Origin of the sequence: Paraburkholderia sp. A3BS-1L, from assembly GCF_051125215.1 — a bacterium.
GTDB lineage: Bacteria > Pseudomonadota > Gammaproteobacteria > Burkholderiales > Burkholderiaceae > Paraburkholderia.
On the sequence record NZ_CP120444.1, the window covers coordinates 422301 to 443842 of the forward strand.

The 21542-nt window shown below is 64.9% G+C and carries 21 protein-coding genes and 1 pseudogene; 13 read left to right on the plus strand and 9 right to left on the minus strand.

Annotated elements, in window-relative coordinates; genetic code table 11:
* Window positions 1–59: 59 nt before the first annotated feature.
* The 3 genes from P5W99_RS27040 to P5W99_RS27050 all read left to right on the plus strand — a co-directional run bounded on the left by P5W99_RS27040 (window position 60) and on the right by P5W99_RS27050 (window position 1768).
* Window positions 60–260, plus strand: a complete 201-nt coding sequence (locus P5W99_RS27040; RefSeq protein WP_421027855.1) for a DUF2905 domain-containing protein — start codon at window positions 60–62, stop codon at window positions 258–260.
* Window positions 261–343: 83 nt separating this feature from the next.
* Window positions 344–619 carry a formaldehyde-responsive transcriptional repressor FrmR gene (frmR, locus tag P5W99_RS27045; protein ID WP_421027856.1) on the plus strand — a complete coding sequence of 92 codons (276 nt, stop codon included), beginning with the start codon at window positions 344–346 and terminating at the stop codon, window positions 617–619.
* Window positions 620–658: 39 nt separating this feature from the next.
* Window positions 659–1768 (plus strand): S-(hydroxymethyl)glutathione dehydrogenase/class III alcohol dehydrogenase, encoded by a 1110-nt coding sequence (locus tag P5W99_RS27050; protein ID WP_421027857.1) that lies wholly within the window; start codon window positions 659–661, stop codon window positions 1766–1768.
* A 66-nt stretch (window positions 1769–1834) separates the two neighbouring features.
* On the opposite strand, the gene P5W99_RS27055 is transcribed toward P5W99_RS27050, so the two are convergent.
* Both P5W99_RS27055 and P5W99_RS27060 read right to left on the minus strand, forming a co-directional pair.
* The gene (locus P5W99_RS27055; protein WP_421028044.1) at window positions 1835–3103 is read right to left on the minus strand and encodes an MFS transporter; all 1269 of its coding nucleotides are present in this window, start codon (window positions 3101–3103) and stop codon (window positions 1835–1837) included.
* Between the two features lie 69 nt (window positions 3104–3172).
* Complete coding sequence (locus P5W99_RS27060; protein WP_421027858.1) at window positions 3173–4213, minus strand: ABC transporter substrate-binding protein; 1041 nt, start codon at window positions 4211–4213, stop codon at window positions 3173–3175.
* A gap of 97 nt (window positions 4214–4310) precedes the next feature.
* Between P5W99_RS27060 and P5W99_RS27065 the strand changes: the two genes are divergently transcribed.
* Together P5W99_RS27065 and P5W99_RS27070 are read left to right on the plus strand one after the other, a co-directional pair.
* Window positions 4311–4976: a response regulator transcription factor gene (locus P5W99_RS27065; RefSeq protein WP_421027859.1), complete on the plus strand. Its 666-nt coding sequence runs from the start codon at window positions 4311–4313 to the stop codon at window positions 4974–4976.
* Entirely contained in the window at window positions 4963–6402 is a 1440-nt protein-coding gene (locus P5W99_RS27070) for a sensor histidine kinase (RefSeq protein ID WP_421027860.1), read from the plus strand. The genes P5W99_RS27065 and P5W99_RS27070 overlap by 14 nt, the downstream gene beginning before the upstream one ends.
* Here the strand turns inward: P5W99_RS27070 and P5W99_RS27075 are convergent.
* On the minus strand, window positions 6360–6572 hold the full coding sequence (locus P5W99_RS27075; protein ID WP_421027861.1) for a DUF1059 domain-containing protein: 213 nt from the start codon (window positions 6570–6572) through the stop codon (window positions 6360–6362). The genes P5W99_RS27070 and P5W99_RS27075 overlap by 43 nt on opposite strands.
* A 499-nt stretch (window positions 6573–7071) precedes the next feature.
* On the opposite strand from P5W99_RS27075, the gene P5W99_RS27080 reads away from it, so the two are divergent.
* From P5W99_RS27080 to P5W99_RS27105, 6 genes and pseudogenes are all read left to right on the plus strand, one after another.
* Window positions 7072–7365, plus strand: coding sequence for a GYD domain-containing protein (locus P5W99_RS27080; protein WP_213306825.1), 294 nt, complete (start codon window positions 7072–7074; stop codon window positions 7363–7365).
* A 208-nt stretch (window positions 7366–7573) separates the two neighbouring features.
* A complete protein-coding gene (locus tag P5W99_RS27085) occupies window positions 7574–9142 on the plus strand; it encodes an NfeD family protein (RefSeq protein WP_421027862.1) in 1569 nt (522 codons plus the stop codon).
* Complete coding sequence (locus P5W99_RS27090) at window positions 9139–9912, plus strand: slipin family protein (protein WP_421027863.1); 774 nt, start codon at window positions 9139–9141, stop codon at window positions 9910–9912. The genes P5W99_RS27085 and P5W99_RS27090 overlap by 4 nt, the downstream gene beginning before the upstream one ends.
* Before the next feature lie 153 nt (window positions 9913–10065).
* Window positions 10066–10218 (plus strand): annotated as a pseudogene (glyA, locus tag P5W99_RS27095) (serine hydroxymethyltransferase); the annotation flags it as partial.
* A 181-nt stretch (window positions 10219–10399) separates the two neighbouring features.
* Window positions 10400–11302 (plus strand): DUF2950 domain-containing protein, encoded by a 903-nt coding sequence (locus tag P5W99_RS27100; RefSeq protein WP_421027864.1) that lies wholly within the window; start codon window positions 10400–10402, stop codon window positions 11300–11302.
* Window positions 11299–12453, plus strand: a complete 1155-nt coding sequence (locus P5W99_RS27105) for a DUF3300 domain-containing protein (protein ID WP_421027865.1) — start codon at window positions 11299–11301, stop codon at window positions 12451–12453. Before P5W99_RS27100 ends, P5W99_RS27105 begins: the two co-directional genes overlap by 4 nt.
* A 159-nt stretch (window positions 12454–12612) precedes the next feature.
* Here P5W99_RS27105 and pqqE read toward each other — a convergent pair whose 3' ends face one another.
* The 6 genes from pqqE to P5W99_RS27135 form a co-directional block, all read right to left on the minus strand.
* Window positions 12613–13731: a pyrroloquinoline quinone biosynthesis protein PqqE gene (gene pqqE / locus P5W99_RS27110; RefSeq protein WP_421046597.1), complete on the minus strand. Its 1119-nt coding sequence runs from the start codon at window positions 13729–13731 to the stop codon at window positions 12613–12615.
* A 1-nt stretch (window position 13732) separates the two neighbouring features.
* On the minus strand, window positions 13733–14014 hold the full coding sequence (gene pqqD, locus P5W99_RS27115; RefSeq protein WP_421027867.1) for a pyrroloquinoline quinone biosynthesis peptide chaperone PqqD: 282 nt from the start codon (window positions 14012–14014) through the stop codon (window positions 13733–13735).
* Window positions 14011–14730 carry a pyrroloquinoline-quinone synthase PqqC gene (gene pqqC, locus P5W99_RS27120; RefSeq protein WP_434665243.1) on the minus strand — a complete coding sequence of 240 codons (720 nt, stop codon included), beginning with the start codon at window positions 14728–14730 and terminating at the stop codon, window positions 14011–14013. Before pqqC ends, pqqD begins: the two co-directional genes overlap by 4 nt.
* A gap of 2 nt (window positions 14731–14732) precedes the next feature.
* Entirely contained in the window at window positions 14733–15656 is a 924-nt protein-coding gene (pqqB, locus tag P5W99_RS27125; RefSeq protein ID WP_421027869.1) for a pyrroloquinoline quinone biosynthesis protein PqqB, read from the minus strand.
* A 66-nt stretch (window positions 15657–15722) separates the two neighbouring features.
* Window positions 15723–15797 carry a pyrroloquinoline quinone precursor peptide PqqA gene (gene pqqA / locus P5W99_RS27130; protein ID WP_006485436.1) on the minus strand — a complete coding sequence of 25 codons (75 nt, stop codon included), beginning with the start codon at window positions 15795–15797 and terminating at the stop codon, window positions 15723–15725.
* 345 nt (window positions 15798–16142) lie between these two features.
* Complete coding sequence (locus P5W99_RS27135; protein WP_421027870.1) at window positions 16143–18128, minus strand: sigma-54-dependent Fis family transcriptional regulator; 1986 nt, start codon at window positions 18126–18128, stop codon at window positions 16143–16145.
* Window positions 18129–18432: 304 nt separating this feature from the next.
* Here P5W99_RS27135 and P5W99_RS27140 point away from each other — a divergent pair, with 304 nt between their 5' ends.
* Both P5W99_RS27140 and P5W99_RS27145 read left to right on the plus strand, forming a co-directional pair.
* Window positions 18433–19449: an alpha/beta fold hydrolase gene (locus tag P5W99_RS27140; RefSeq protein ID WP_421027871.1), complete on the plus strand. Its 1017-nt coding sequence runs from the start codon at window positions 18433–18435 to the stop codon at window positions 19447–19449.
* A gap of 341 nt (window positions 19450–19790) precedes the next feature.
* Window positions 19791–21518, plus strand: coding sequence for a methanol/ethanol family PQQ-dependent dehydrogenase (locus tag P5W99_RS27145; RefSeq protein ID WP_421027872.1), 1728 nt, complete (start codon window positions 19791–19793; stop codon window positions 21516–21518).
* Window positions 21519–21542 lie beyond the last annotated feature (24 nt).

Sequence of the window (21542 nt, forward strand, 5' to 3'; positions counted from 1 at the left end):
ATTTTGTTTGCCGTCGGCCTATCATAATCTGATCCATCCAACGCAAGGGAGCGCGCCGCATGAACCGTTTCCTGATTGTCGTCGGCATCGCCTGCATCCTCGCCGGCATGGGGTGGCGCTGGCTCGTGCGCATTCCGTTCGGCCGGCTGCCGGGCGACATTCATATCGTTACGGACGGCCTCGACTTCTATTTCCCAATCGTGACCGGCATTCTCGTGTCGGCCGTGGTGTCCTTGCTGCTATGGCTGTTGAAGCATTGAGCGCGCGGGCTGCTTCGCGCCCCCTATACTCCCCGGCAGTATTGACCTATACTCGCTACCAGTATCACCATTCCGGTAACGCCATGCCCCATTCCCCTGAAGAAAAGAAACGCGTCCTCACGCGCGTGCGCAAAGTGCGCGGGCAGCTGGACGCGCTGGAACGCGCGCTGGAGGAAGGCGCCGATTGCGCTCCCGTGCTGCAGCAACTCGCGGCCATTCGCGGCGCAATCAATGGGGTCATGGCCGGCGTGCTCGAAAGCCATCTGCGCGAAGAGTTCACGCAACTGACTGGAACCACGGAGTCTGCGTCCGGTTCGATCGACGATGTCGTGAGCCTCGTCCGAACCTATTTGCGCTAGGACACCCCCAGCGTTCGACCACCATTCTTAAGGATTCCCATGAAATCACGTGCTGCAGTCGCATTCGAGGCGGGCAAGCCGCTCCAGATCGTCGAGATCGATGTCGAACCGCCCCGCAAGGGCGAAGTGCTGGTGAAGATTACGCACACGGGCGTATGCCACACCGACGCCTTCACGCTTTCGGGCGACGATCCGGAAGGCCTCTTCCCCGCCGTGCTGGGCCACGAAGGCGCCGGCATCGTCGTGGAAGTGGGCGAAGGCGTGACCAGCGTAAAACCCGGCGACCACGTGATTCCGCTCTACACCGCCGAATGCGGCGAGTGCCTGTTCTGCAAGAGCGGCAAGACCAACTTGTGCGTTGCGGTGCGCGCGACCCAGGGCAAGGGGGTGATGCCGGACGGCACCACCCGCTTCAGCTATAACGGCCAGCCCATCTATCACTACATGGGCTGCTCCACGTTCAGCGAATACACCGTGGTGGCCGAGGTGTCGCTCGCGAAGATCGACCCGCAAGCCAATCCGGAGCAGGTCTGCCTGCTGGGCTGCGGCGTGACCACGGGCCTTGGCGCGGTGAAGAACACGGCCAAGGTGCAGGAAGGCGATACGGTTGCGGTGTTCGGCCTGGGCGGCATCGGCCTCGCCGTGATCCAGGGCGCGAAGATTGCCAAGGCTGGCCGCATCATCGCCATCGACACCAACCCCGGCAAGTTCGATCTGGCGCGCGCCTTCGGGGCCACCGACTGCGTCAACCCCAAGGACCACGAAAAGCCCATCCAGCAGGTGATCGTCGAGATGACGGGCTGGGGTGTGGACCACAGCTTCGAATGCATCGGCAACGTCAACGTGATGCGCGCGGCGCTCGAATGCGCGCACCGCGGTTGGGGCCAGTCGGTCGTGATCGGCGTGGCCGGCGCGGGCCAGGAAATCTCCACCCGCCCGTTCCAGTTGGTGACGGGCCGCCGCTGGCTGGGCACGGCCTTCGGCGGCGTGAAGGGCCGCTCGGAACTGCCGGGCATGGTGCAGGACGCCATGGAAGGCAAGATCCAGCTCGCGCCGTTCGTCACGCACACGATGCCGCTCACGGGCATCAACGATGCCTTCGATCTGATGCACGAAGGCAAGTCGATCCGCTCCGTGGTTCACTACTAAGACAAGCAATCGTTGCGGCGCGCAGGGCAATCCGCTGCCCTCGCGCGCCGTGGCGTGCCCTTGACCTTACGCCGAGACGCCCGCGCCATCTACGTACCCATGCTCGGAGCGCGCCCAGGCAATGAGCGCGCCCACGCCGAGCACGGCGAGGCAGACGATGGGCACGATCATCGGGCCGAACGCGGTGCCGGTGGCCTTGCCCGCGAATGGCATCAGGTTCTGGCCGAAGAAGCCGCCGAGATTGCCGATCGAGTTGATGGCCGCGACACTGGCTGCCGCGCGCGCGCCGGTGAAGTAGCGCGGCGGCATCGACCAGAAGCACGGGTACAGCAGCGGAATGCACGCGCCGCCGAACACGAGCGCGATAAAGCGCAGCGGCGTCGAAGGCAGCAAGAGACTCAGCAGGAAGCCCAGCGCGCCCAGTGCGGCGACGATCGCGATGGCGCGCAGGATGCTTTTCGCGCGGCGCAGTTTCCCCGGCAAATACAGCAGCAGCAACACCGAGATCGCCCACGGCAGCATGCTCAGCAGACCGTTCGTGCTGCTCGACACGCCGAACGATTTCACGAGCGTCGGCAGCCAGTAGGTCACGCCGTAAAGCGACGTCGACATCATCATGTAGGTCGCGGCAAACAGCATTACGCGCGGGTCGAGCAGCGCCTTCCACGGATGCGCGTGCTCGGCGTGCTCGGGCTTCTCGCGTTCGTGTGCGCACGCAACGATCTCCTTCTCGTGCGCGCTCAGGAAGCCCGCCTCGCGATACGAAGCCGGCAGCAGCCTGAACACCATGACGCCCACCAGCACGGCCGGCAGGCCCGTGGCGATGAACACCCATTGCCAGCCCTCGAGGCCCCACACGCCGCTCAGGCTCAGCAGCCAGCCGCCGACGAGCGAGCCCAGCATGTTGGCGAGCGCGCTGCCGAGCGTGAACACGCCGAGCACGCGGGCGCGGTAGCTTTGCGGAAACCACAGCGTGAGGTAATAGATCACGCCCGGATAAAAGCCGGCCTCCGCAATGCCGAGCGCGAGGCGCAAGCCGCAGAACACCTGCATGGAGGTCGTGAAGCCCATCAGCACGGTAATGACGCCCCACGTGACCATGATGCGCGCGAGCCACACGCGCGCGCCGAAGCGGTGCAGCGCAAGCGTGCTGGGCACTTCGAACAGCAAATAGCCGATGAAGAACAGCGACGACGCAAGACCGAATGCCGTCTCCGTCATATGCAGGCTGTGCACCATCTGCAGCTTGGCGAAGCCGACATTTTGCCGGTCGATGAACGAGATCAGAAACATCACGACGAGGATCGGCATCAGGCGACGCGCGATCTTCGACATGACCAGCCGCTCTTCGGCGGGCTGTTGTTCGAGGGATGAGGCTGGGTTCACTGCGGACTCCTTGTGGTTTTATTTGGGCTGATACTCGCCCAGCGCGGGGGCGAACATCTCGTTCCAGGTGCGCGGCCTGGACTTGATCGTACCGACCATGTACAGAAAGTCGACGTACTCCATCAGTTGCTCCGGCCACACCAAAAAGCGCGTCTCGGGCGCGGCGAGCATCTGCATCACGCCGTCGTGCGACACATCGAGCCCCGAAGCGGCAACATAGATGGCCGCCGCCGCTTGCCGGTCCTGCGCAATCAGCCGGTTCGCCTCGTCGAGCGCGCCGAGGAACGCCCGCACGAGTGCGGGCTCGGTATCGACGAGACGCTTGGGCGCGTACACGACATCGAGCGTCAGCGACCCCAGCACGTCGATCGAATTGACCACGCGATGGATGCCGGCATGCTTCAGTTCGAGCGCGGAAAACGGCGGCGACGCGAAATGCGCGGTGATGCCGCTTTCATGCCGGACCAGCGCTTGCACTGCCTGCGGATGCGGCAGGCTCACCGTGATCGAATCGAGCTGCGCGAAATGCTTCGGCCCGAGCAGCTTGCTCGCCACCATCTGCAACACCACGGCCGAGAGCGAGGTACGAATGCCCGGCACCGCGATGCGGTCGGCGCTCGTGAAATCGCCGAGCGTGGCGATGCGCGGCTGGTTCGTGTTCAGCGAAAGCGACGTGGTGGACAAGCCGCTCACGCCAATCACCTCGACATTCGGAATGCCCCGCGCCCGCGCCCACAACTCGATGAAACCGGGCGCGCCCACGGCCGCGAAATCGAGCGTGCCGCCCATCATGGCGTCGTCCACCGAATTGCCGCCGTCGAGCAGCGTCCATTGCACGCTCACCGCGCCCAGGCCCTGGCGCACCGCATGCCGCTCGAACAAGCGGCGCTTTTCCATCACCAGCAGCGGCAGATACAGCAAGCCGTAGCCCTTCGAAATGCGCACCGTGCGCGGGCTCGACAGCACCAGCGCGGGCGCGAGCGCCGCGCTCAGGCCCGCGGCCACGAACGCGCGCCGCCGCAATGCCGGCTTGCTGTCTCCACTCGTTCTGGTAATCATGGTGCGAGATTACCGGGCGAGTCTGAGAAAATGCTGACACCACCCCTCCGGGAAAACCCGCAAACTCAACCATGAATCACACCGCAGGAACGGCATCATGCGCATTCTGGTCGTAGAGGACGACGCCCAAATCGGCGCGGCGATGCGCAGCCGGCTGACGAAGCTCGGACACGCCGTGGATCTCGAAGCCGACGGCGCCATGGCAAACAGCCTGCTCGGCGTCGAGCGTTTCGATCTAGTCGTGCTAGACGTCATGCTGCCTTCGATGGACGGCTTCGCGATCTTGCGCAATCTGCGCGCGGCAGGCTCCGCCACGCCGGTGCTGCTCGTGACCGCGCGCTCCGCAATCGACGACCGCGTGAGCGGCCTCGGCCTGGGCGCCGACGACTACCTCGTCAAGCCGTTTGACTATCGCGAGCTGGAAGCACGCGTGCAGGCGCTCCTGCGCCGCAACAGCGGCCACGCGAACGACCTCGTCAAGGTGGGCGGGCTCGCGATCGATCGCAGCAGCCGGCTCGCGGAACTCGACGGCAAGCCGCTAGCACTCTCGCGCCAGGAGTTCGCGCTGCTCGAAATTCTCGCGAGCCGCCCGCAGCGCATCTACTCGAAGGAAGAATTGCTGAACCAGTTGTTCAGCTTCGGCCACGAACCCACCGCCAACGCCGTCGAGCAATATGTCACGCGCGTGCGCAAGAAGCTGCAAGGCAGCACGGTGGAAATCCGCACCGCGCGCGGCATGGGATATCAAATTGCTGCGCTTTGACTGGTTCCGCAAGACGCTGCTCGGGCGCACGCTGCTCTTCATCGCGCTCGTGGTGGCCTCCGGCGCGCTCGCACTCGCCGTCATCGCGCGCTACTACGCGGGCGTCGCCGCCGAGCGCGCCTACGACCAGTTGCTGGCCGGCGCGGCCATTCAGGTCGCCGAAAATCTTTACGTGCAAGGCGGCGTGCTCGCCCTCAATCCGCCCGTGGCGGCGCTGTCCTCGCTCTCGCGCTACGACCTCGTCTATTACAAGGTGGTCGATTCGCGCGGCGTCGTGGTGGCGGGCTATGGCGACCTTCCCGGTGCGGCCGGCAAGGCAGCCGGACGGCAAGGCACCGAGTTCGCGAACGGCGCTTACCAGAACCAGCGCATCCGCACAGCCACCATCGCCCGCTACATGCCGGAGGAACGCACGCCCGGCTGGGCCGTCGTGACCGTTGCGCAAACAACCAATGCGCGCCAGCAACTGACGAACGACATGAGCTTCAAGGTCTGGACGCTCATTCTGATGATGAGCGTGCTCGCCATCGGCGCCAGCGGGCTGGCAATCCGGCGCGGCCTGCGGCCGCTCGCGCGCATCGAGACCATCATCGCCGCGCGCGACCCCGCCGACCTGCGGCCTGTGGAGCACGACACGCCCAGCGAAATCAACGCGATCATCGGGGCCATCAACGGGCTGATTGGCCGCCTGGCCGAACGCATGACGGCCATGCAGCGCTTCATTGCCGATGCCGCGCATCAGATGCGCACGCCCATCGCGCGGCTCGATGCGCAAATCGAACTGCTCAGCGGCGAGACCGATCCCGCCCGCTACGCGCAGGGACTCGACGCCTTGCGCACGACCTGCTCCGATGTTGGCCGGCTCACGGGGCAACTGCTCAATCACGCGATGGTGATTCACCGCACCGAGGCGGTGCCGCTGCAACCCGTGGACCTGGTTGCGCTCGCGCGCGAGGCGATCGGGCGCACCATCCCGCTCGCAGGCGAACGCGACGTGCAGGTGGCATTCGAAAGCGATGCGCCGGGCGCGATGATTGCCGGCGACCCGATCAGCCTTCAGGAAGCGCTTTCGAACGTGCTGCACAACGCATTGCTGCACGGCGACGCCGATGAGATCGTCGTGCGCGTGGCCACTGCCGACGACGCGCTAACGTTGACAGTGACCGATAACGGGCGCGGCATCCCGCGTGAGCATTGGGACGCCGCGCTCAGACCGTTCGAGCGCTTCGAGGCCGATGGCGCGCCGCGACGCAGCGGCTCCGGGCTCGGGCTCGCGATTGTTGCCGAAGTCATGAAGGCGCATCACGGGCGTGTGGGTTTTGCGTTTCCGGCGGGCGGGGGATTTACTGTCGTATTAATGTTTCCTGTCGCCCCCGCTCTCGCTCATGCCGCGCGTGGCGACGCTACAGGCGGCGAGCCTTCGTGAAAGAGCTGACTGATTTGTGCGCGCAGTTCCGGCGAATCGGCGTGATGGTGCACGCTTACCGCGTGCTGCACGGCGGCCTCCAGAAGTTCCGAGTCCGAATCCGCCGAGATCGCAACCGTGCAGTTCATCTCGCTGGGGAACTCCCTGCAATCAATGTACTTTCGAGTCATGGCGAGACTCCTCGTTGTGAGGTTAGCAGCGCAATACGACGTACGCATTCGCGAGCAGTCCGCGAATGCGTAAAAATTATAGAGTCCGCTTAATGCGTTTGCTAAACTATTAAAATAAAGCCGCGCATAATAATAATCTGATTTAACTTTGCGAATTAAGTGCGCAAATTAAACGAGAAAGATACTATTTATCGAGCTTGATCATTCAGGTTAGCTAATTTAGCTTCGAGCCGCGCCGGCTGCCGGGGTACGAGCCGTTTCGCGAAGCGCTCGTCGGCTGGGGCTCCACGTCCCGGTCAGCCACGCTGCGCCCGCAGCCATTCCGAAAGCCCGTCTTTCACGCTTTCCCGGCCGCTTGCACGCATTGAACCGCGCGTGCGAAATCCGCCTTGATTCGAAACATTGGATCGGTCGCCAGAAATTCAGCCAGTCCGTGCTAACGCGCGATATGCGAATCGCGCGCGTATCCCAACCCGATGTCAACGTACGAGGAGCCGTCATGTCGACCTATGTGGTTCTTGCGCAGTTCACCGACCAGGGCATTCGCACCGTCCGGAACAGCGCGCAGCGCGCCGGCCAGGCCGCGGAAATGGCCAAAACCTTCGGCTGCGAAATGAGGGAAATTTATTGGACGCTGGGGAAATACGACATCGTCACGATCGTCGAAGCGCCGGATGAACAAAGCTTCATGGCGTTCGGCCTGGCGCTCGGCTCGCTCGGCAATATCCGCACGCAAACGCTGCGCGCGATGAGCAAGGACGAGTTCGGCGCCGTGCTTGGCAAGCTGCCTTGAGGCGGGCGCTGAATGAGGGGCGCGGGTGCCTACCTGATCCGAACGACGCAACCGCGCTCGATCATCAACCAGTCGCCCCCCTGCGAACCGGTAATGTCGCCCATAGCGGCGAAAGTCTGGACATTGGCTCATCTGGCGGCCCCCTTCCCCAGAAAACCACCTACTCTTAAATATCGGGCCATTTCCATTTGCCCGTCCGGACGTTCCGATGCGCGCTCATCGCCCCACCCGGGCGGCGGAGCACGACGCGCCTCCGCCCCATCGTCGCCCGCCGCGCCACCCTCTGCCGGCGCGGCTCGCGCGCGCCGCGCTTTTTGCGGCGCTGCTGGTGGTTTGCGCGGCGGTGGCGGCGCTCGAGTCAGTCAGCGCCATGGCTCTGGCTCAGCGCGCCCCGGCGGATGCACAGCGCGCGGTCGTCGTAATGACCGTCAACGGCGCCATCGGCCCCGCCAGCGCCGATTTCATCGTCCGCACGCTCGAGCATGCGGCGCAGCAACACGCGCCGCTCGCGATTCTCCAACTCGACACGCCAGGCGGCCTCGACACCTCGATGCGCCAGATCATCAAGGCGATCCTCGGCTCGCCCGTGCCGGTGGCCGCGTTCGTGGCGCCCGGCGGCGCGCGCGCCGCGAGCGCGGGGACCTATATCGTCTACGCGAGCCATGTCGCGGCCATGGCGCCCGGCACCAACCTGGGCGCGGCCTCGCCAGTGCAGTTGGGGATCGGCGGCGGCATTGGCGGCGCGCCGAATCCGCCCGGCGCGCCAGGAGCGGCCTCCGGCGGGCAAACCAACGGCAAGGCCAACGACAAAACCAGCAACGAAGCCACCGACACCGCCTCCACCGAAGCCCGCAAGGTCATGCACGATGCCGCCGCCTACATTCGCGGACTCGCGCAACTGCGCGGGCGCAACGCCGTGTGGGCGGAGCGCGCGGTGCGCGAGGCGGTGAGCCTGTCCGCCAGCGAGGCGCTCGACCAGCACGTGATCGACCTGATCGCGCAGGACCCCGCCGATCTCGCACGCGAGCTCGACGGCCGCACCATCGCCACGGCGGCCGGCACGGTGCGCATCGACACCGCGCACGCGCCGCTCGTGTACGTCGTGCCCGACTGGCGCAATCACTTCCTCTCCATCGTGGCCGATCCGAACGTCGCGTTGATCCTGCTGACGATCGGCATCTACGGTCTCTTCTTCGAGTTCGCAAATCCGGGCTTCGTGCTGCCCGGCGTAGCCGGCGGAATTTGCCTGCTGGTCGGCCTGTTCGCGATGCAGCTTCTGCCCATCAACTACGCGGGGCTCGGTCTCGTGATGCTGGGGCTCGCGTGCCTGATTGCCGAGGCGTTCCTGCCCACGTTCGGCGTGCTCGGCTTCGGCGGCATCGTCGCATTCGCCGTGGGCGCGCTCATGCTGATCAACACCGACGTGCCAGGCTACGGTATTCCGCTGCCGCTGATCGCGGGCCTTGCGCTCGGCGGCGCGGCGTTCGTCGCGGCGGTCTCCAGCGTGGCGCTGCGCGCGCGGCGCCGCCCGGTGGTGAGCGGCGCGGAAGCGATGGTCGGCAGCATCGGCGAAATCATCGACGATGGCCTGACGCCCGATCACGCGGCGGCCTCGGGCTGGGCGCGCGTGCATGGCGAACGCTGGCGCGTGACTTGCGAGGTGCCGCTCGCCACGGGCAGCCAGGTGCGCGTAACGGGTCGCCACGGCCTGCTGTTGAGCGTCGCGCCGCTGCATGAAGCGCCGCTGCGCGAAGCACATCACGGAGGACATTCATGATCGGCTACACCTTCGGCTTCACGAGTCTCCTGGTCGTGCTGGCCATCATGCTCGCCGTTTCGGCCATTCGCATTTTCCGGGAGTACGAGCGCGGCGTGGTGTTCATGCTCGGCCGCTTCTGGAAGGTCAAGGGGCCGGGGCTCGTGCTTATCATTCCCGTCGTGCAGCAGGTCGTGCGCATCGATTTACGCACCGTCGTGTTCGACGTGCCCGCCCAGGACGTGATCACGCGCGACAACGTCTCGGTGAAAGTCAACGCCGTGGTCTACTTTCGCGTGGTCGATCCGGAAAAGGCCGTGATTCAGGTCGCGCGCTTTTTCGAGGCCACCAGCCAGCTCGCGCAAACCACGCTGCGTGCGGTGCTGGGCAAGCACGAACTCGACGCGTTGCTCGCGGAGCGCGAGCAATTGAACGCCGATATCCAGAAGACGCTCGATGCGCAAACCGACGCGTGGGGCATCAAGGTCTCCACTGTCGAGATCAAGCACGTGGACCTCAACGAGACGATGATCCGCGCCATCGCGCGCCAGGCCGAGGCAGAGCGCGAACGGCGCGCGAAAGTGATTCACGCGGAAGGCGAGCTGCAAGCTTCCGAAAAATTGCTGCAAGCCGCGCAGCGGCTCGCGCAGCAGCCGCAGGCCATGCAATTGCGCTATTTGCAGACGCTCACCACTATCGCCGCCGACAAGAACTCGACCATCGTGTTTCCGTTGCCGATCGATTTACTGAGCTCGCTGCTGGAGCGCTTTAACTCGCCGCGCGGGAATTGAAAAGGGTTGGCGTTGTTGTTGCGATTGGCGAGTGCGAAACGGCGGCTGGCCATTGCCGCCGTTTCGGCCATTCGTGAATTCACGCGGACAACACATCGCGCCGCACAACAACCCATCGTTGCGATCCCCTCGCGCCTGTGATCCTGGCTGAGGGCCATGACCACGCGCGGCTTCGGCGTGAAGAAAGCCGAGCAGGTGGGCAACCTGATTGCCGACGTGCTGGACAACCTGGAAGACGCCGCAACCATCGAACGCGTGAAGGCGCAGGTGGCCGAGCTGACGAAGCGCTTCCCCGTCCATGGCTGATTCGCCCCGCCGTGCGGCGGCCCGCCCGGACGCCGATTTGCACTAATACTTCCCGCGCGGGTATGAGACCAAAGTCCAATACCCGCTGACTCCTGCCTCGCGTACGCTTGGACCGGCACTGCCCGCAGACCGGCGGCGGCGCTCCCCGCGCCGCGCAAGCTTATGTCAGGGAGACCGAGGCATGAGAACCCAGCAACACGGATTTTCGCGGCGAGTCCGCATCGGCGTGGCCTGCGCACTGCTATTCGGGCTCGCCGGGACGAACGCACTGGCCCGCCAGCACTTCAGCACGCCGGATGCGGCGATGACGGCCTTCGGCGAGGCCGTGCTGAACAACGACGAGCCGGCAATGCAAAAGATGCTGGGCGCACATTTCCGCGACATCGTCCCACCGGTCGGCGACGCCGTCCGGGAGCAGTTCATCAAGGCATGGGGCGTCGCTCACGCCATCCAGCAAGCGGACGGCCGGGCGTTCATCGCGGTCGGCAACGATGGCTGGACCTTGCCCGTCCCCATCGTCAAGTCGGCCGGCGGCTGGCAGTTCGATACCGTCGCAGGCGCGCGAGCAATGCGCCTGCGACGCATCGGACGAAACGAGCTTGCCGCGATCCAGGTCCTGCAGGCAATCCACGACGCCGAGGACGAATACGCCGAGACCACTCACGACGACGGAACCATGATGGTCTACGCGAGCAAGCTGTCGAGTTCCCCCGGCAAACACGACGGCCTTTACTGGCCGACTGGCCCGGGAGAATCTCCGAGCCCGCTTGGGCCGGCGTTCGAAGGCGCCGGCGCGCAAAACGGGGGCAAGGACGGCTATTACGGCTATCACTACAAGATTCTCACCTCGCAGGGGCCCGACGCCCAGGGCGGCGCGGCCAATTATGTTCTCGACGGCAAGCTGTTTGCCGGCTTTGCGGTCATGGCATGGCCGGCGCGCTACGGCGATACCGGGGTGATGAGTTTCATCGCGAACTATACGGGCCAGGTCTATCAGCGCGACCTCGGGCCGAATACCGCCGCGCAGGCAGCGGCCGCGCAATCCTTTGACCCCGGCCACGGCTGGAGGAAGGTGTCGCCATGACACGCCGGACCTATGCCGTTTCGTGTTGCGCCCTGCTTGCGCTCGCCGGATGCCAGACCGCTGCCCCGCCGCCGGCGGCCGGCCCGGCCGCCGTGACGCCAGCCGCCGCGCCACCCGGCGCGAATGGTGCAACTGGCGTGAATGGCGCGCCAGTCCGGAACGAACCCGCGCCGTACCGTAGCGAGGAAATCGAAGCGATGGTCGCGCCGATCGCGCTTTATCCGGACGAACTTCTGTCCCAGGTGCTGATGGCGTCGACCTATCCGATGGAGGTCGTGGTTGCCGCGCGCTGGGTCAAAGCGCATCCGGATCTCAAGGGTGAGGCCGCCATCAAGGCGGTGCAGGGCGAGACCTGGGACGTCAGTGTGAAATCGCTGGTCGCGTTCCCGCAGATCCTCGAGCCAATGAACGACAAGCTCGACTGGACCCAGAAGCTCGGCGACGCCTTTCTGGCCCAGCCGAAAGACGTGCTCGACGCCGTGCAGCGGCTACGTGCACGCGCGAAGCAATCCGGACACCTCGAGTCGAATGCGCAGCAGACCGTGACCGTGGAGGCCCCGGCCGGCGGCACGGCCGGCGGGGAATCGATCGTGCGCATCGAGCCCGCGGATCCGGCCGTGATCTATGTGCCGGTCTACGATCCCGCCGTCGTCTACGCCGGGTGGGCCTACCCCGCCTTTCCGTACTACTACTGGCCGCCCTATCCCGCGTACTATCCCGGCGCCGCCTTCGGCTTCGGCGTCGGCCTGATCGCGGCAGCGGCGATTTTCGGCAACTGCGACTGGAATGGCGGCAATGTGTATGTCGATCATCGCAAAGCCACCAACATCGACCGCAATTTCGAACGCGGCAAAACCGATGGCAGCGGGCGCTGGCAGCACGACGCGAAACACCGCCAGGGCGTAGCGTATCGCGACAATGCCACGCGCGAAAAATACGGCCGCGGCGGCGCCGGCGCGGACGGACGCAGCGCCTTTCGGGGCCGGGACGCGGCCGCTGGACGTGACAGCGGATTCCAGGGTTTGAGCGGCGGCGGCAATGCCGTGCGGCAGGACGTCAATCGCGCCAATACGAGCCTGCAAAAAGGCGGTGCTTCGCGCAGCGGCGGATGGGGCGCACGAGGCTTCAGTGGCGGCGGCCGGCGCCGCTAAGCGCGATCTTCAACCGCGCTTCGCCGCGGCGGGTCGGCGCGGCCCGCTGCTGGCTGCCCCGCGGATGAGGCAACCTGAGCCGTCATCCACGCCTCGCGAACGCGTTGGACGACTGCCATGATCCGCCTGCGCGGCGACTGAATTCATGCCCCTCTCCGTTCAAAGCGCCAGCGAATTCTCCTTGCTGCGAAAGATGAGCGGCCGCTCGTCCGCCTGTCTGGGCTGCCGTGCAAATTGCACCGTCCGCACGACCTCTGCGTGATGCGGTGACTTTTCGCATACCGGATCGGCTGCTGCCGGGTCGCCAGTCAGCATCCAGGCCTGGCAGCGGCAACCGCCATGATCGGCGTGGCGCTCGTCGCAGTCGCGGCAGGGCTCGCGCATCCAGCCGTCGCCGCGAAAAGCATTGAATGCGTCGCTCTCGTACCAGATCTCACTGAGCGGCATGTCGCGCACATTGGGCAGCACGAGTCCCGGCAGCGAGCGCGCCGCGTGGCACGGCAGTGCGGCGCCGTCGGGCGCCACGCCAAGAAATACCGAACCCCAGCCATTCATGCAGGCTTTCGGACGCCTCTCGAAGTAATCGGGCACCACGAACAGAATCTTGCAGCGCCCGCCAATAGTCTCGCGATAGCGATTGACCGTCTCTTCGGCCTGGAGCAGTTGTTCCGCCGTCGGCATCAACTGGTCGCGGTTCAACATGGCCCAGCCGTAGTACTGCGTGTTCGCGAGTTCCAGGTAGTCAGCGCCGAGCTCTAATGCCATTTCGATGATCTGCCCCACGTGCGGCAGGTTGTAACGATGCAGCACGCAGTTGAGCACCATCGGATAGCCGTGCGCCTTGATGAGCCGGGCGACCTCCTGCTTGAGCGCGAATGTGCGCGTACTCGTCACGAAATCATTCAGTTCGCGCGTGGAGTCCTGTAAGGATAACTGAATATGATCGAGTCCAGCCAGTTTGAGCCGCTCGATGCGCGCCTCGTTCAAGCCGATGCCCGAGGTGATCAGGTTCGTGTAAAAGCCGATCGCGCGCGCATGCTCGACGAGCACCTCCAGATCGTCGCGCTGCAGCGGCTCGCCGCCGGAGAAGCCGATTTGCGCCGCGCCGAGCTTGCGCGCGGCGCTGATGACCTCGATCCATGTGTCGGTGTCGAGTTCCGCGCCGTGTCGTGCAAAGTCGAGCGGGTTGTAGCAGAAAGCACAGTGCAGCGGACACCGGTACGTCAACTCGGCGAGCAGCCACAGGGGCGCGGGAGGACGGGAATTGTCGTGTGCCATGTCAGTCCAGCCAGCCGCGCTGTCGCGCGTGATCGAGAAAACGGTAGACGTCGGGCGCAAGCTCCGCGGTGCCGAACAATCGCTCGAGCTCGCCAATGATTTCATCGAGCTCGTGCGCTCCGTCGCAGCGCGCCAGTATTTCGCCGGCGCTCGTATTAAGCTTCACCATCCCTTCCGGATACAGCAGCACGTAGGCGTCTTGCGCCACTTCCCACTGCAGCCGGAAGATGCCCCGCAGGCGGGGGCGCAGCGGCACGCCGCTGTCCGCGTCACTCGTGTTCATAGGGGCCAGGCCTTTTCGACCGCATCGAGGATCGACCAGAGGATATCGAGCTTGAACTGGAGAATATCGAGCGCTCGCTGCTGCGCCTCGGGCGTACGGAAGTGGTTCAGCGTCACTTCGAGACCGTGGTCGACATCGCGCTGGGCGAGCGGCACGCGGCTGCGGAAATAGTGCAGCCCGTCCGGCTCGATCCACGGATAATGCGACGGCCAGCCAGCGAGACGATCGAGATGGATCTGTGGCGCGAACATCTCCGTGAGCGACGAGCATACCGCCTCCTGCCATGGCGCACGGCGCGCGAAATTCACGTAGGCGTCCACTGCGAAGCGTACCGAGGGCAGCACGAGCGACTGCTCCCACATCGTGCCGGAATCAATCCCCACCGCTTCGCCAAGGCGCACCCACGCATCGATGCCGCCCTCGCCGTCTGCCTGGCCGTCGTGATCGACGAGCCGCTGAATCCAGCGCCGGCGTGTGGGCCGGTCCGGGCAGTTGGACAGAATCGCTGCATCCTTGAGCGGGATGTTGATCTGATAGTAAAACCGGTTCGCCACCCAGCCCCGGATCTGTTCGCGCGAACACTTGCCGCTATTGAGCCGCTGGTTGAATGGGTGATGGATGTGATAGTGCGACTCGAGCGCGCGCAGCCGTGCCTCGAATTGCTCTGGCGTCCACGGCGCGTCGTGCAACGCCTGACTGGAGAGCTGTGCGTTCATGTTCATACCTGGAGAACCATGCCGTCGTGCGCGACGTCGATGCCGCGTGCACGCAGTTGCGCGTGCTCGTCGGAATGCGGGTCGAGAATCGGATTGGTGTTGTTGATGTGCGTGAGAACCTTGCGCGTCCCGCGCGGCAACGCTTCGAGCCAGTCGATCATGCCGCGCCGTCCGCCTTCACCGCATTGCGCCAGATGCCCCATATCGTCCGCGTGCTTCGTCGAGATGCCCAGATCGATCATCTCCGTAGCAGTCCAGAACGTACCGTCCACGAGAACGAGATCGGCACCGCACATCGTGGCGTGAATTTCGTCGTGCATCTGCGCCAGGCCCGGCGCATAGAAGGCCCGAGTGCCCTTGATCCGATCTTCAATCAAAAGGGCGATATTCGTGCCGTCGATGCCGCTCTGGCGAAATGGCGAATAAGGCGGCGCCTTGCCCTCGACGGCGATCGGGGTAAAGCGCAAGCCTTCGCAGTCGGGAATCGTAAAGTGCTTGCCGGGCTGAATCGCATGCGTTCGCACTCCGCAGTAGTGGCCGAGCAGCGGCACGAGCGGCAGCCCCGTCGAGAGATCTTCCAGCACGGGGGCGCACGCATAGAGCGGTAGCGGCGTGGTGCGCTCGCGCAGCATCAGCAGCCCGGTCACGTGATCGATCTGCGCGTCGCTCAGCACGACCGCCGCGATTGCGCTATCGCGTAGCGCGCGCGCGGGCTGGAGGTCAGGATGCGCGCGCAACTGCGAGAGCAGGTCTGGCGATGCATTGACGAGAATCCAGTCGACGCCGTTGTCGCTGACCGCGATCGACGATTGCGTGCGTGGCAGCACGTCGCCGCAGCGGTGGCGCGCGCTACGGCAGTTCGCGCAGTTGCAGTTCCATTGCGGCAGGCCGCCGCCCGCGCCCGAACCCAGTATCTTGATCTTCATGGTCGTTGCTTCCGGGCGCCGCCCGCAACGCCGTTCGGGCGCTGCGGGCGGCGGTCCCCAGTCCGCTTAGCGATTGGCGATATACATCGTGATTTCAAAGCCGAAACGCAGGTCGGTGTACGACGGGGTGGTCCATTGCATGGCGTGTCTCCTTGTGTGCAATTGATTTGCGATTGGATGGAAGAACCGCACTTGATGCGCGGCCGCTTCCTTCAAAGCAAGGTGCATGCCGATGCCGATACGCAAAGCGCGCAAGCCGTGCGAATGGGGCTACGCGCGATCGCCGACGAGAATATTTTCGTATCGCAGATGCAAGCGGACCGAACGCGTCGCCACTCGACGCGTTCGGGACATGCGCAGTGTTGATTTTTGGAACACTGGTGCTGCAGGATGCAACACCGGTGTGACAGTTCGCTCGCGACAAAGCGCGGCGAGCGCGATGGAGGGTGCGGCAGCGCTAGAGCCGCGCTAACAAGGCTAGCCGGGTCAGAGGTCGTCCACGGCGCGGCCCGGCTCGATGGCGGGCATCTTGCGGTAAATCGTATTGCGCGACACGCCCAGCTCGCGCGCAGCCGCCGAAACGTTGCCGCCATGCCGCGCGAGCGCAGCGGCAATCACCGATACAGTCACGTCCTGCAGGCGCCCGCTCTCCGGCAGGAATGCGTCGGGCGCCGTTGGCGCATCCAGCGCGCCACCTTGCGAAGCGCCGCAGCGCAGGTCATCGAAGAAGTCGTCGGGCAAATGCTCGCGCCGAATCTCGCCGTCCGCGTCGACCATGGCCGCCGCCGTGCGCAGCAGGTTGCCGAGTTGCCGGAAATTGCCCGGCCAAGGACAGCGCTCGAACATCGCCATGACATCCGGCGCGACACCGAGCGCCTGCGGATTTCCGGCAGCGATCGATTCGCGCTGGAGCATCTTCTGGATCACCACCGCAAGGTCGGTACGGTCGCGCAGCCGTGGCAGCCGTACCACGAGGCCATTGAGCCGGTAATAAAGATCCTCGCGAAAGCGGCTTTGCGCGATCATCTCGCGCAAATCGCGGTGCGTCGCACAGATGATCGCGATGTCCACTGGAATGCTCTTGGTCGAACCCAGCGGGTTGACGACGCGCTCCTGCAGCACGCGCAGCAGTCGCACCTGCAGCGGATACGGCATGTCGCCGATCTCGTCCAGAAACAGCGTGCCGCCGTTTGCCTGCAACAGCTTGCCGATGGCCCCCCTGCGCCGCGCCCCGGTGAATGCGCCCTCCTCGTAGCCAAATAGCTCGGACTCGATCAGCGTTTCGGGAATCGAGGCGCAGTTCACCGCCACGAATGGCCCAGCATGCCGTGGCGAATCGTTGTGGATCGCCTGCGCGAGCAGTTCCTTGCCCGTGCCGGTCTCCCCGTTGATCAGGATGGGAATGTCCTTGCCGATCACCCGCCGGACCTTCGCGATGACTGCGGCAACCTGCGGGTCGCCCGTGTCAAGGTAGCTCAGGCGCGAAAGCCCGACAGCCGACGCGGGCGGCTCCGGGCGCGCCATGGAACGTGCGCCGTCGTGCACCGCCACCGGGCGGCTACCCTCTGCAAGCGACGCGCGCTTGAACTGCACGCGCGCGCACACGACCGCGCCGCTACTCAGATTGAGCATCAGATGCGGTTCGAGGCCCACGCGCATGCGGTCGATCAGTTGCGCGCTCGTGGTCTGGAATAGCGACGAGAGCGTATGCGCGCGCAGCGCCGCGAGCGACATGCCGAGCTGGAATTGGGCGCTGCGGTTGGCCGAAAGAAAGCGGCCATCGGACGTGAACGCCACGATGCCCTCCATCAGCGTGCCGAGAAACTCAGGACGACTATGGAACGATAGCTTCAACGTCTCCTGAAAGGTTGTCGTAAAGAGATGATTCTCGATCATCTGCACCGACATCTTCGCAAGAGCCATCGTGTGCTGGTGATAGCTGCGGTAGTCGCCGGTCACATCGAGCACGCCGATGACGTCGCCATACGGATCGAGAATCGGCACGCTCGAGCAGGTCAGGAAGCGGTTGGCCGCCAGATAGTGCTGGTCGCCGTGCACGACCATCGCGCAACGCTCGGCCAGCGCCGTGCCGATCGCGTTGGTCCCCTGGCGGTCTTCGGCCCAGTTTGCGCCGGGCCGCAGCGCCACCTTCTCCGCGCGCGCGAGGAAGTCGTCGTCGCCAATCGAATGCAGGATCAGGCCTTCGGCATTGGTCAGCACAATCATGCTTTGCGTGTTGACGATCTGCTCGTGCAGCGTTTCCATCACCGGCATCGCGTGCGCGTACAGCACGCGGTTCTGCTCGCGCTTGAGTTCGAGTCCCGCACTCGAAAGTATTTCGTAATCCGGCCGCGCCGACGCACAGAGACCAAACGTCTCGGAACGCTCGTGCGCTTTCTGGATTGCCGGAGCGGGCCAGCCATTGGACAGCACGGCCGTCCGAGCGGCGGCCGGATAATCGTCATCGCGCATTGTCTCCTCCACGACAGCCAGGTACCTCGCCAGGCTTTTCGTCATCCTATAAAGCAAGCTCCGGGCCATCTTGTCACGGCACGGCTCAGGCGGTGCACCAAATTCGTGCGCGACGCGCAGCATTGCATATCAGCGTCATGCGGGTGGGCGTCACGCACTCGCAGGCCTGACGGTGTATTACCGCAAATGCGTCAGGATGCGATATGCGGACTCACCCCAATTTGTACCGGCTCGTACACAGCGCGCGATTCTTGCTTGGCTGAGCGCTCTTCTCCACCACGGGCTCGCGATGAGCAACACATTCATGAACAGACGCGTTTGCGCCTGGCCATCCTCGCATGCCCCGTTGCAGCACATGCGCCTGAACCGAAATGGGCATTCAATCGCGTTCACGGTTGCCGGCGCGCGCGCGGCGCAGGCAGTCGTGGTGTTGCACGGCGGGCCGGGCAGCGCCAGCCAACCCGGCATGCTGGCCTTGTTCGATCTGACGAAGACGCGCGTCGTGCTCGTCGATCAGCGCGGCGCGGGTGAATCGCTTCCACGCGGCGGATTGCGCGGCAACCGCACGGACTGCCTCGTCGAAGATCTCGAGGCGATCCGTCGTGCGCTCGGGATCGCACGGTGGGGTGTCGTCGGGGGCTCATGGGGCGCCGCGCTCGCGCTCGCGTATGCGGGACGCCATCCCGCGAGCGTGTTGGGTGTCGTGCTGCGCGGCCTCTTCCTGACCTCGCGACAAGAAGTACGGCGTCTGTTCGTGACGTCGCGGCGCAAAGCGCCGCGCGCCTGGCGGCGCCTGTGCGCTGCTGCCGGATGCACCCGCGCAAGCGCGTTGCTCGCTTGCTGTGCGAAGCAATTGCGCCCTGGCGCGGCACGCGCGCGCCAACGTGAGGTCGCGCTCGCATGGCACGCGTATGAAGAAGCGATACTCGCCTCGTCGCGGCCGGGCCGCGCCACGGTATCTCGGCCCCGCCGCGCAAACGCCCCGAAGGCCGTACGCACGCTCATCGCCAAGTACCGGATCCAGGCCCATTACCTGTTGCACGACTGCTGGCTCGGCGAGCGGCGCCTGCTCGCTTTCGCGCGCATGGCGGAACACGCAGGCGTGTCGATCCATGCCGTGCATGGGATGCGCGATCCCGTATGCCCGGTCCGCAACCTCGAGCGTCTTGCGCAAGCCGCACCCACCGCGCACATCGCTCGCGTGCGCGGCGGGCATCTCGCTAGCGATCCAGCATTGAAGCACGGTGTCGCGCAGGCGGTGCGGGCCATGCTCGGCCATGCGCCCGCTCAGAACAGCGTCACGCTCGGGCCCCACGCCTAGCGCAGACAGACGCCGCGCGGCGCGCCCCAGCCGACGAACTGCTCTTTAAGGGGCAGCACCATCGAACGAATGGCCGGGCCATGCCGCGATAGCGGCGCAGCGCCTCTGCCCGGCAACTGTCCTTTTTCTCAACACCGACTCACCCGCTTTGTACCTGGATGCAACACCTGGAGCACCGCGCGGTCGTCGTCATCCGTCACGCATTGAAGGCCCGCCGCACCCGGAGGCTCGCGCGCACAAATGGCATGCGATTTGCAGTAAGGACACCGCAACCGGACGGCCACCGAAACAAGGGCTGCACCTCTGCCGGCACTGCATCGACAAAGACTCAGGAGACGACTATGAAGAAACGTTCGGCTGCCGCAAGCCGGCTGGCTGTCTATGGGGCGAGCACCGCCATCGCGATGACGCTCAATGTGGCTCCGGTGGCCGCCGCCCCGGACTATCCCGCCGTGACCTACGAGCGCCTCTCCCACGCGCAGAGCGACCCGGGTTGGCTCACCTATTACCGGACCTATAGCGGCCAGTCGCATTCGCCACTCAAGCAGATCGACGCCTCGAACGTCGCCGGGCTCAAACAAGCCTGGAGCTATCAGTTCCCTGCGGATCTCAAGCAAGGCTTTGAAGCAACGCCCATCGTCAACGGCGACTATCTATTCGTGAGCACGCCGAAGGACAATGTCTACGCATTCGATGCAAAGACCGGCACGCAGCTCTGGAAGTACGAGCCGAAGCTCGGCCAGGAATCGTTCAAGACTGCCTGCTGTGACGTAGTGAATCGTGGCGTCGCACTGTACGGAAAGAACGTCTACGTGGCCATGCTAAGCGGTGAAGTGGCCGCGCTCGACGCGCAGACAGGCAATCTGGTCTGGAAGAAGCAGATGTTCGAACCGGGCCTCGGCTACGCGTTCTCGCTTGCGCCGCTCGCGCTCGACGGCTCTATCGTCGTGGGCACGTCTGGCGGCGAATATGGGATCCGAGGCTATATTGCCGCCCTCAATCCCGACGATGGCTCGATTCTGTGGAAGCGCTACACGATCCCGAATGCCGACGAAAAGGGCGGCGATACGTGGCCCGATGGGATGCAGGGCCACGGCGGCGGAGCAGCATGGCTGACCGGCACCTACGATGCCGCTACGCGCACGCTGTACTGGGGCGTGGGCAATCCGGGGCCGTGGCTGGCCGCGCTGCGTCCCGGAGACAATCTGTACTCCGATTCATTGCTCGCGCTCAATCCGAAGAACGGCGACCTGAAGTGGCACTACCAGTACACGCGCAACGACACGTGGGACTATGACGGCGTGAATACCCCGATCCTTGCCGACATTAGCTACAAGGGCAAGGAATACGACGCCATCATTCACGCCGACCGCAACGGCTTCTTTCACGCGATCGACCGCAAGACCGGCAAGCTGATCTATGCCGAGGCGTTCGTCAAGACTGAATCCGTTACGGGCTACACGAAGGATGGTCAGCCGATTGCCGATGCCAGCAAATACCCGAAGGCCGGCACGACGATCAACACGTGCCCGAGTTTCCTGGGAGGCAAGAACTGGTGGTCGGTGTCCTACGATCCTGACCGGCACATCGCGGTGGTTCCTTCTCTGCATGCGTGCATGAGCTTGTCCGGCAAATCGGTCAGCTATATGGAGGGCCTGCCCTACCTCGGCGAAGGCTTCGAGATCCAGCCTGAGCCGGGCAGCAAGGGTTATGGCGAGCTTCAGGCCATCGACGTGAATACCGGCAAGAAGCTCTGGGGCCACTGGAGCAAGATGCCCTGGAACGGCGGCGTTGCCACGACGGCCAGCGGCATTGCCTTCAGCGGCTCGCTCGACGGCCACCTGTACGCGTTCGACGTATCCACGGGCAAGGTGCTGTGGGAGAGCCCGCAACTCGCGAGCGGGATCATCGCGCAACCTTCCGTATTCGAAGTCGACGGCAAGGAATACGTGGCCGTGCTCGCGGGCTACGGCGGGGCGAACCCGATCTGGGGCGGCCCGATGGCCGACGTCGCCAAGGATGTTCCGCGCGGCGGCACGCTCTACGTGTTCGCGCTCGATCACAGCTGAGCCCCGCATTGCCTCTACATCGGT

What these genes read in the sequence shown, in the direction of transcription:
- P5W99_RS27040 (WP_421027855.1), top strand. Translation starts at nt 60, where the DNA reads ATGAACCGTTTCCTGATTGTCGTCGGCATCGCCTGCATCCTCGCCGGC.
- P5W99_RS27090 (WP_421027863.1), top strand. Translation starts at nt 9,139, where the DNA reads ATGATCGGCTACACCTTCGGCTTCACGAGTCTCCTGGTCGTGCTGGCC.
- P5W99_RS27140 (WP_421027871.1), top strand. Translation starts at nt 18,433, where the DNA reads ATGAACAGACGCGTTTGCGCCTGGCCATCCTCGCATGCCCCGTTGCAG.
- P5W99_RS27065 (WP_421027859.1), top strand. Translation starts at nt 4,311, where the DNA reads ATGCGCATTCTGGTCGTAGAGGACGACGCCCAAATCGGCGCGGCGATG.
- pqqE (WP_421046597.1), bottom strand. Translation starts at nt 13,731, where the DNA reads ATGGCACACGACAATTCCCGTCCTCCCGCGCCCCTGTGGCTGCTCGCC.
- P5W99_RS27100 (WP_421027864.1), top strand. Translation starts at nt 10,400, where the DNA reads ATGAGAACCCAGCAACACGGATTTTCGCGGCGAGTCCGCATCGGCGTG.
- P5W99_RS27135 (WP_421027870.1), bottom strand. Translation starts at nt 18,128, where the DNA reads ATGCGCGATGACGATTATCCGGCCGCCGCTCGGACGGCCGTGCTGTCC.
- pqqB (WP_421027869.1), bottom strand. Translation starts at nt 15,656, where the DNA reads ATGAAGATCAAGATACTGGGTTCGGGCGCGGGCGGCGGCCTGCCGCAA.
- P5W99_RS27050 (WP_421027857.1), top strand. Translation starts at nt 659, where the DNA reads ATGAAATCACGTGCTGCAGTCGCATTCGAGGCGGGCAAGCCGCTCCAG.
- P5W99_RS27085 (WP_421027862.1), top strand. Translation starts at nt 7,574, where the DNA reads ATGCGCGCTCATCGCCCCACCCGGGCGGCGGAGCACGACGCGCCTCCG.
- pqqC (WP_434665243.1), bottom strand. Translation starts at nt 14,730, where the DNA reads ATGAACGCACAGCTCTCCAGTCAGGCGTTGCACGACGCGCCGTGGACG.
- P5W99_RS27080 (WP_213306825.1), top strand. Translation starts at nt 7,072, where the DNA reads ATGTCGACCTATGTGGTTCTTGCGCAGTTCACCGACCAGGGCATTCGC.
- P5W99_RS27145 (WP_421027872.1), top strand. Translation starts at nt 19,791, where the DNA reads ATGAAGAAACGTTCGGCTGCCGCAAGCCGGCTGGCTGTCTATGGGGCG.
- P5W99_RS27055 (WP_421028044.1), bottom strand. Translation starts at nt 3,103, where the DNA reads ATGTCGAAGATCGCGCGTCGCCTGATGCCGATCCTCGTCGTGATGTTT.
- P5W99_RS27105 (WP_421027865.1), top strand. Translation starts at nt 11,299, where the DNA reads ATGACACGCCGGACCTATGCCGTTTCGTGTTGCGCCCTGCTTGCGCTC.
- pqqD (WP_421027867.1), bottom strand. Translation starts at nt 14,014, where the DNA reads ATGAACACGAGTGACGCGGACAGCGGCGTGCCGCTGCGCCCCCGCCTG.
- frmR (WP_421027856.1), top strand. Translation starts at nt 344, where the DNA reads ATGCCCCATTCCCCTGAAGAAAAGAAACGCGTCCTCACGCGCGTGCGC.
- P5W99_RS27060 (WP_421027858.1), bottom strand. Translation starts at nt 4,213, where the DNA reads ATGATTACCAGAACGAGTGGAGACAGCAAGCCGGCATTGCGGCGGCGC.
- P5W99_RS27075 (WP_421027861.1), bottom strand. Translation starts at nt 6,572, where the DNA reads ATGACTCGAAAGTACATTGATTGCAGGGAGTTCCCCAGCGAGATGAAC.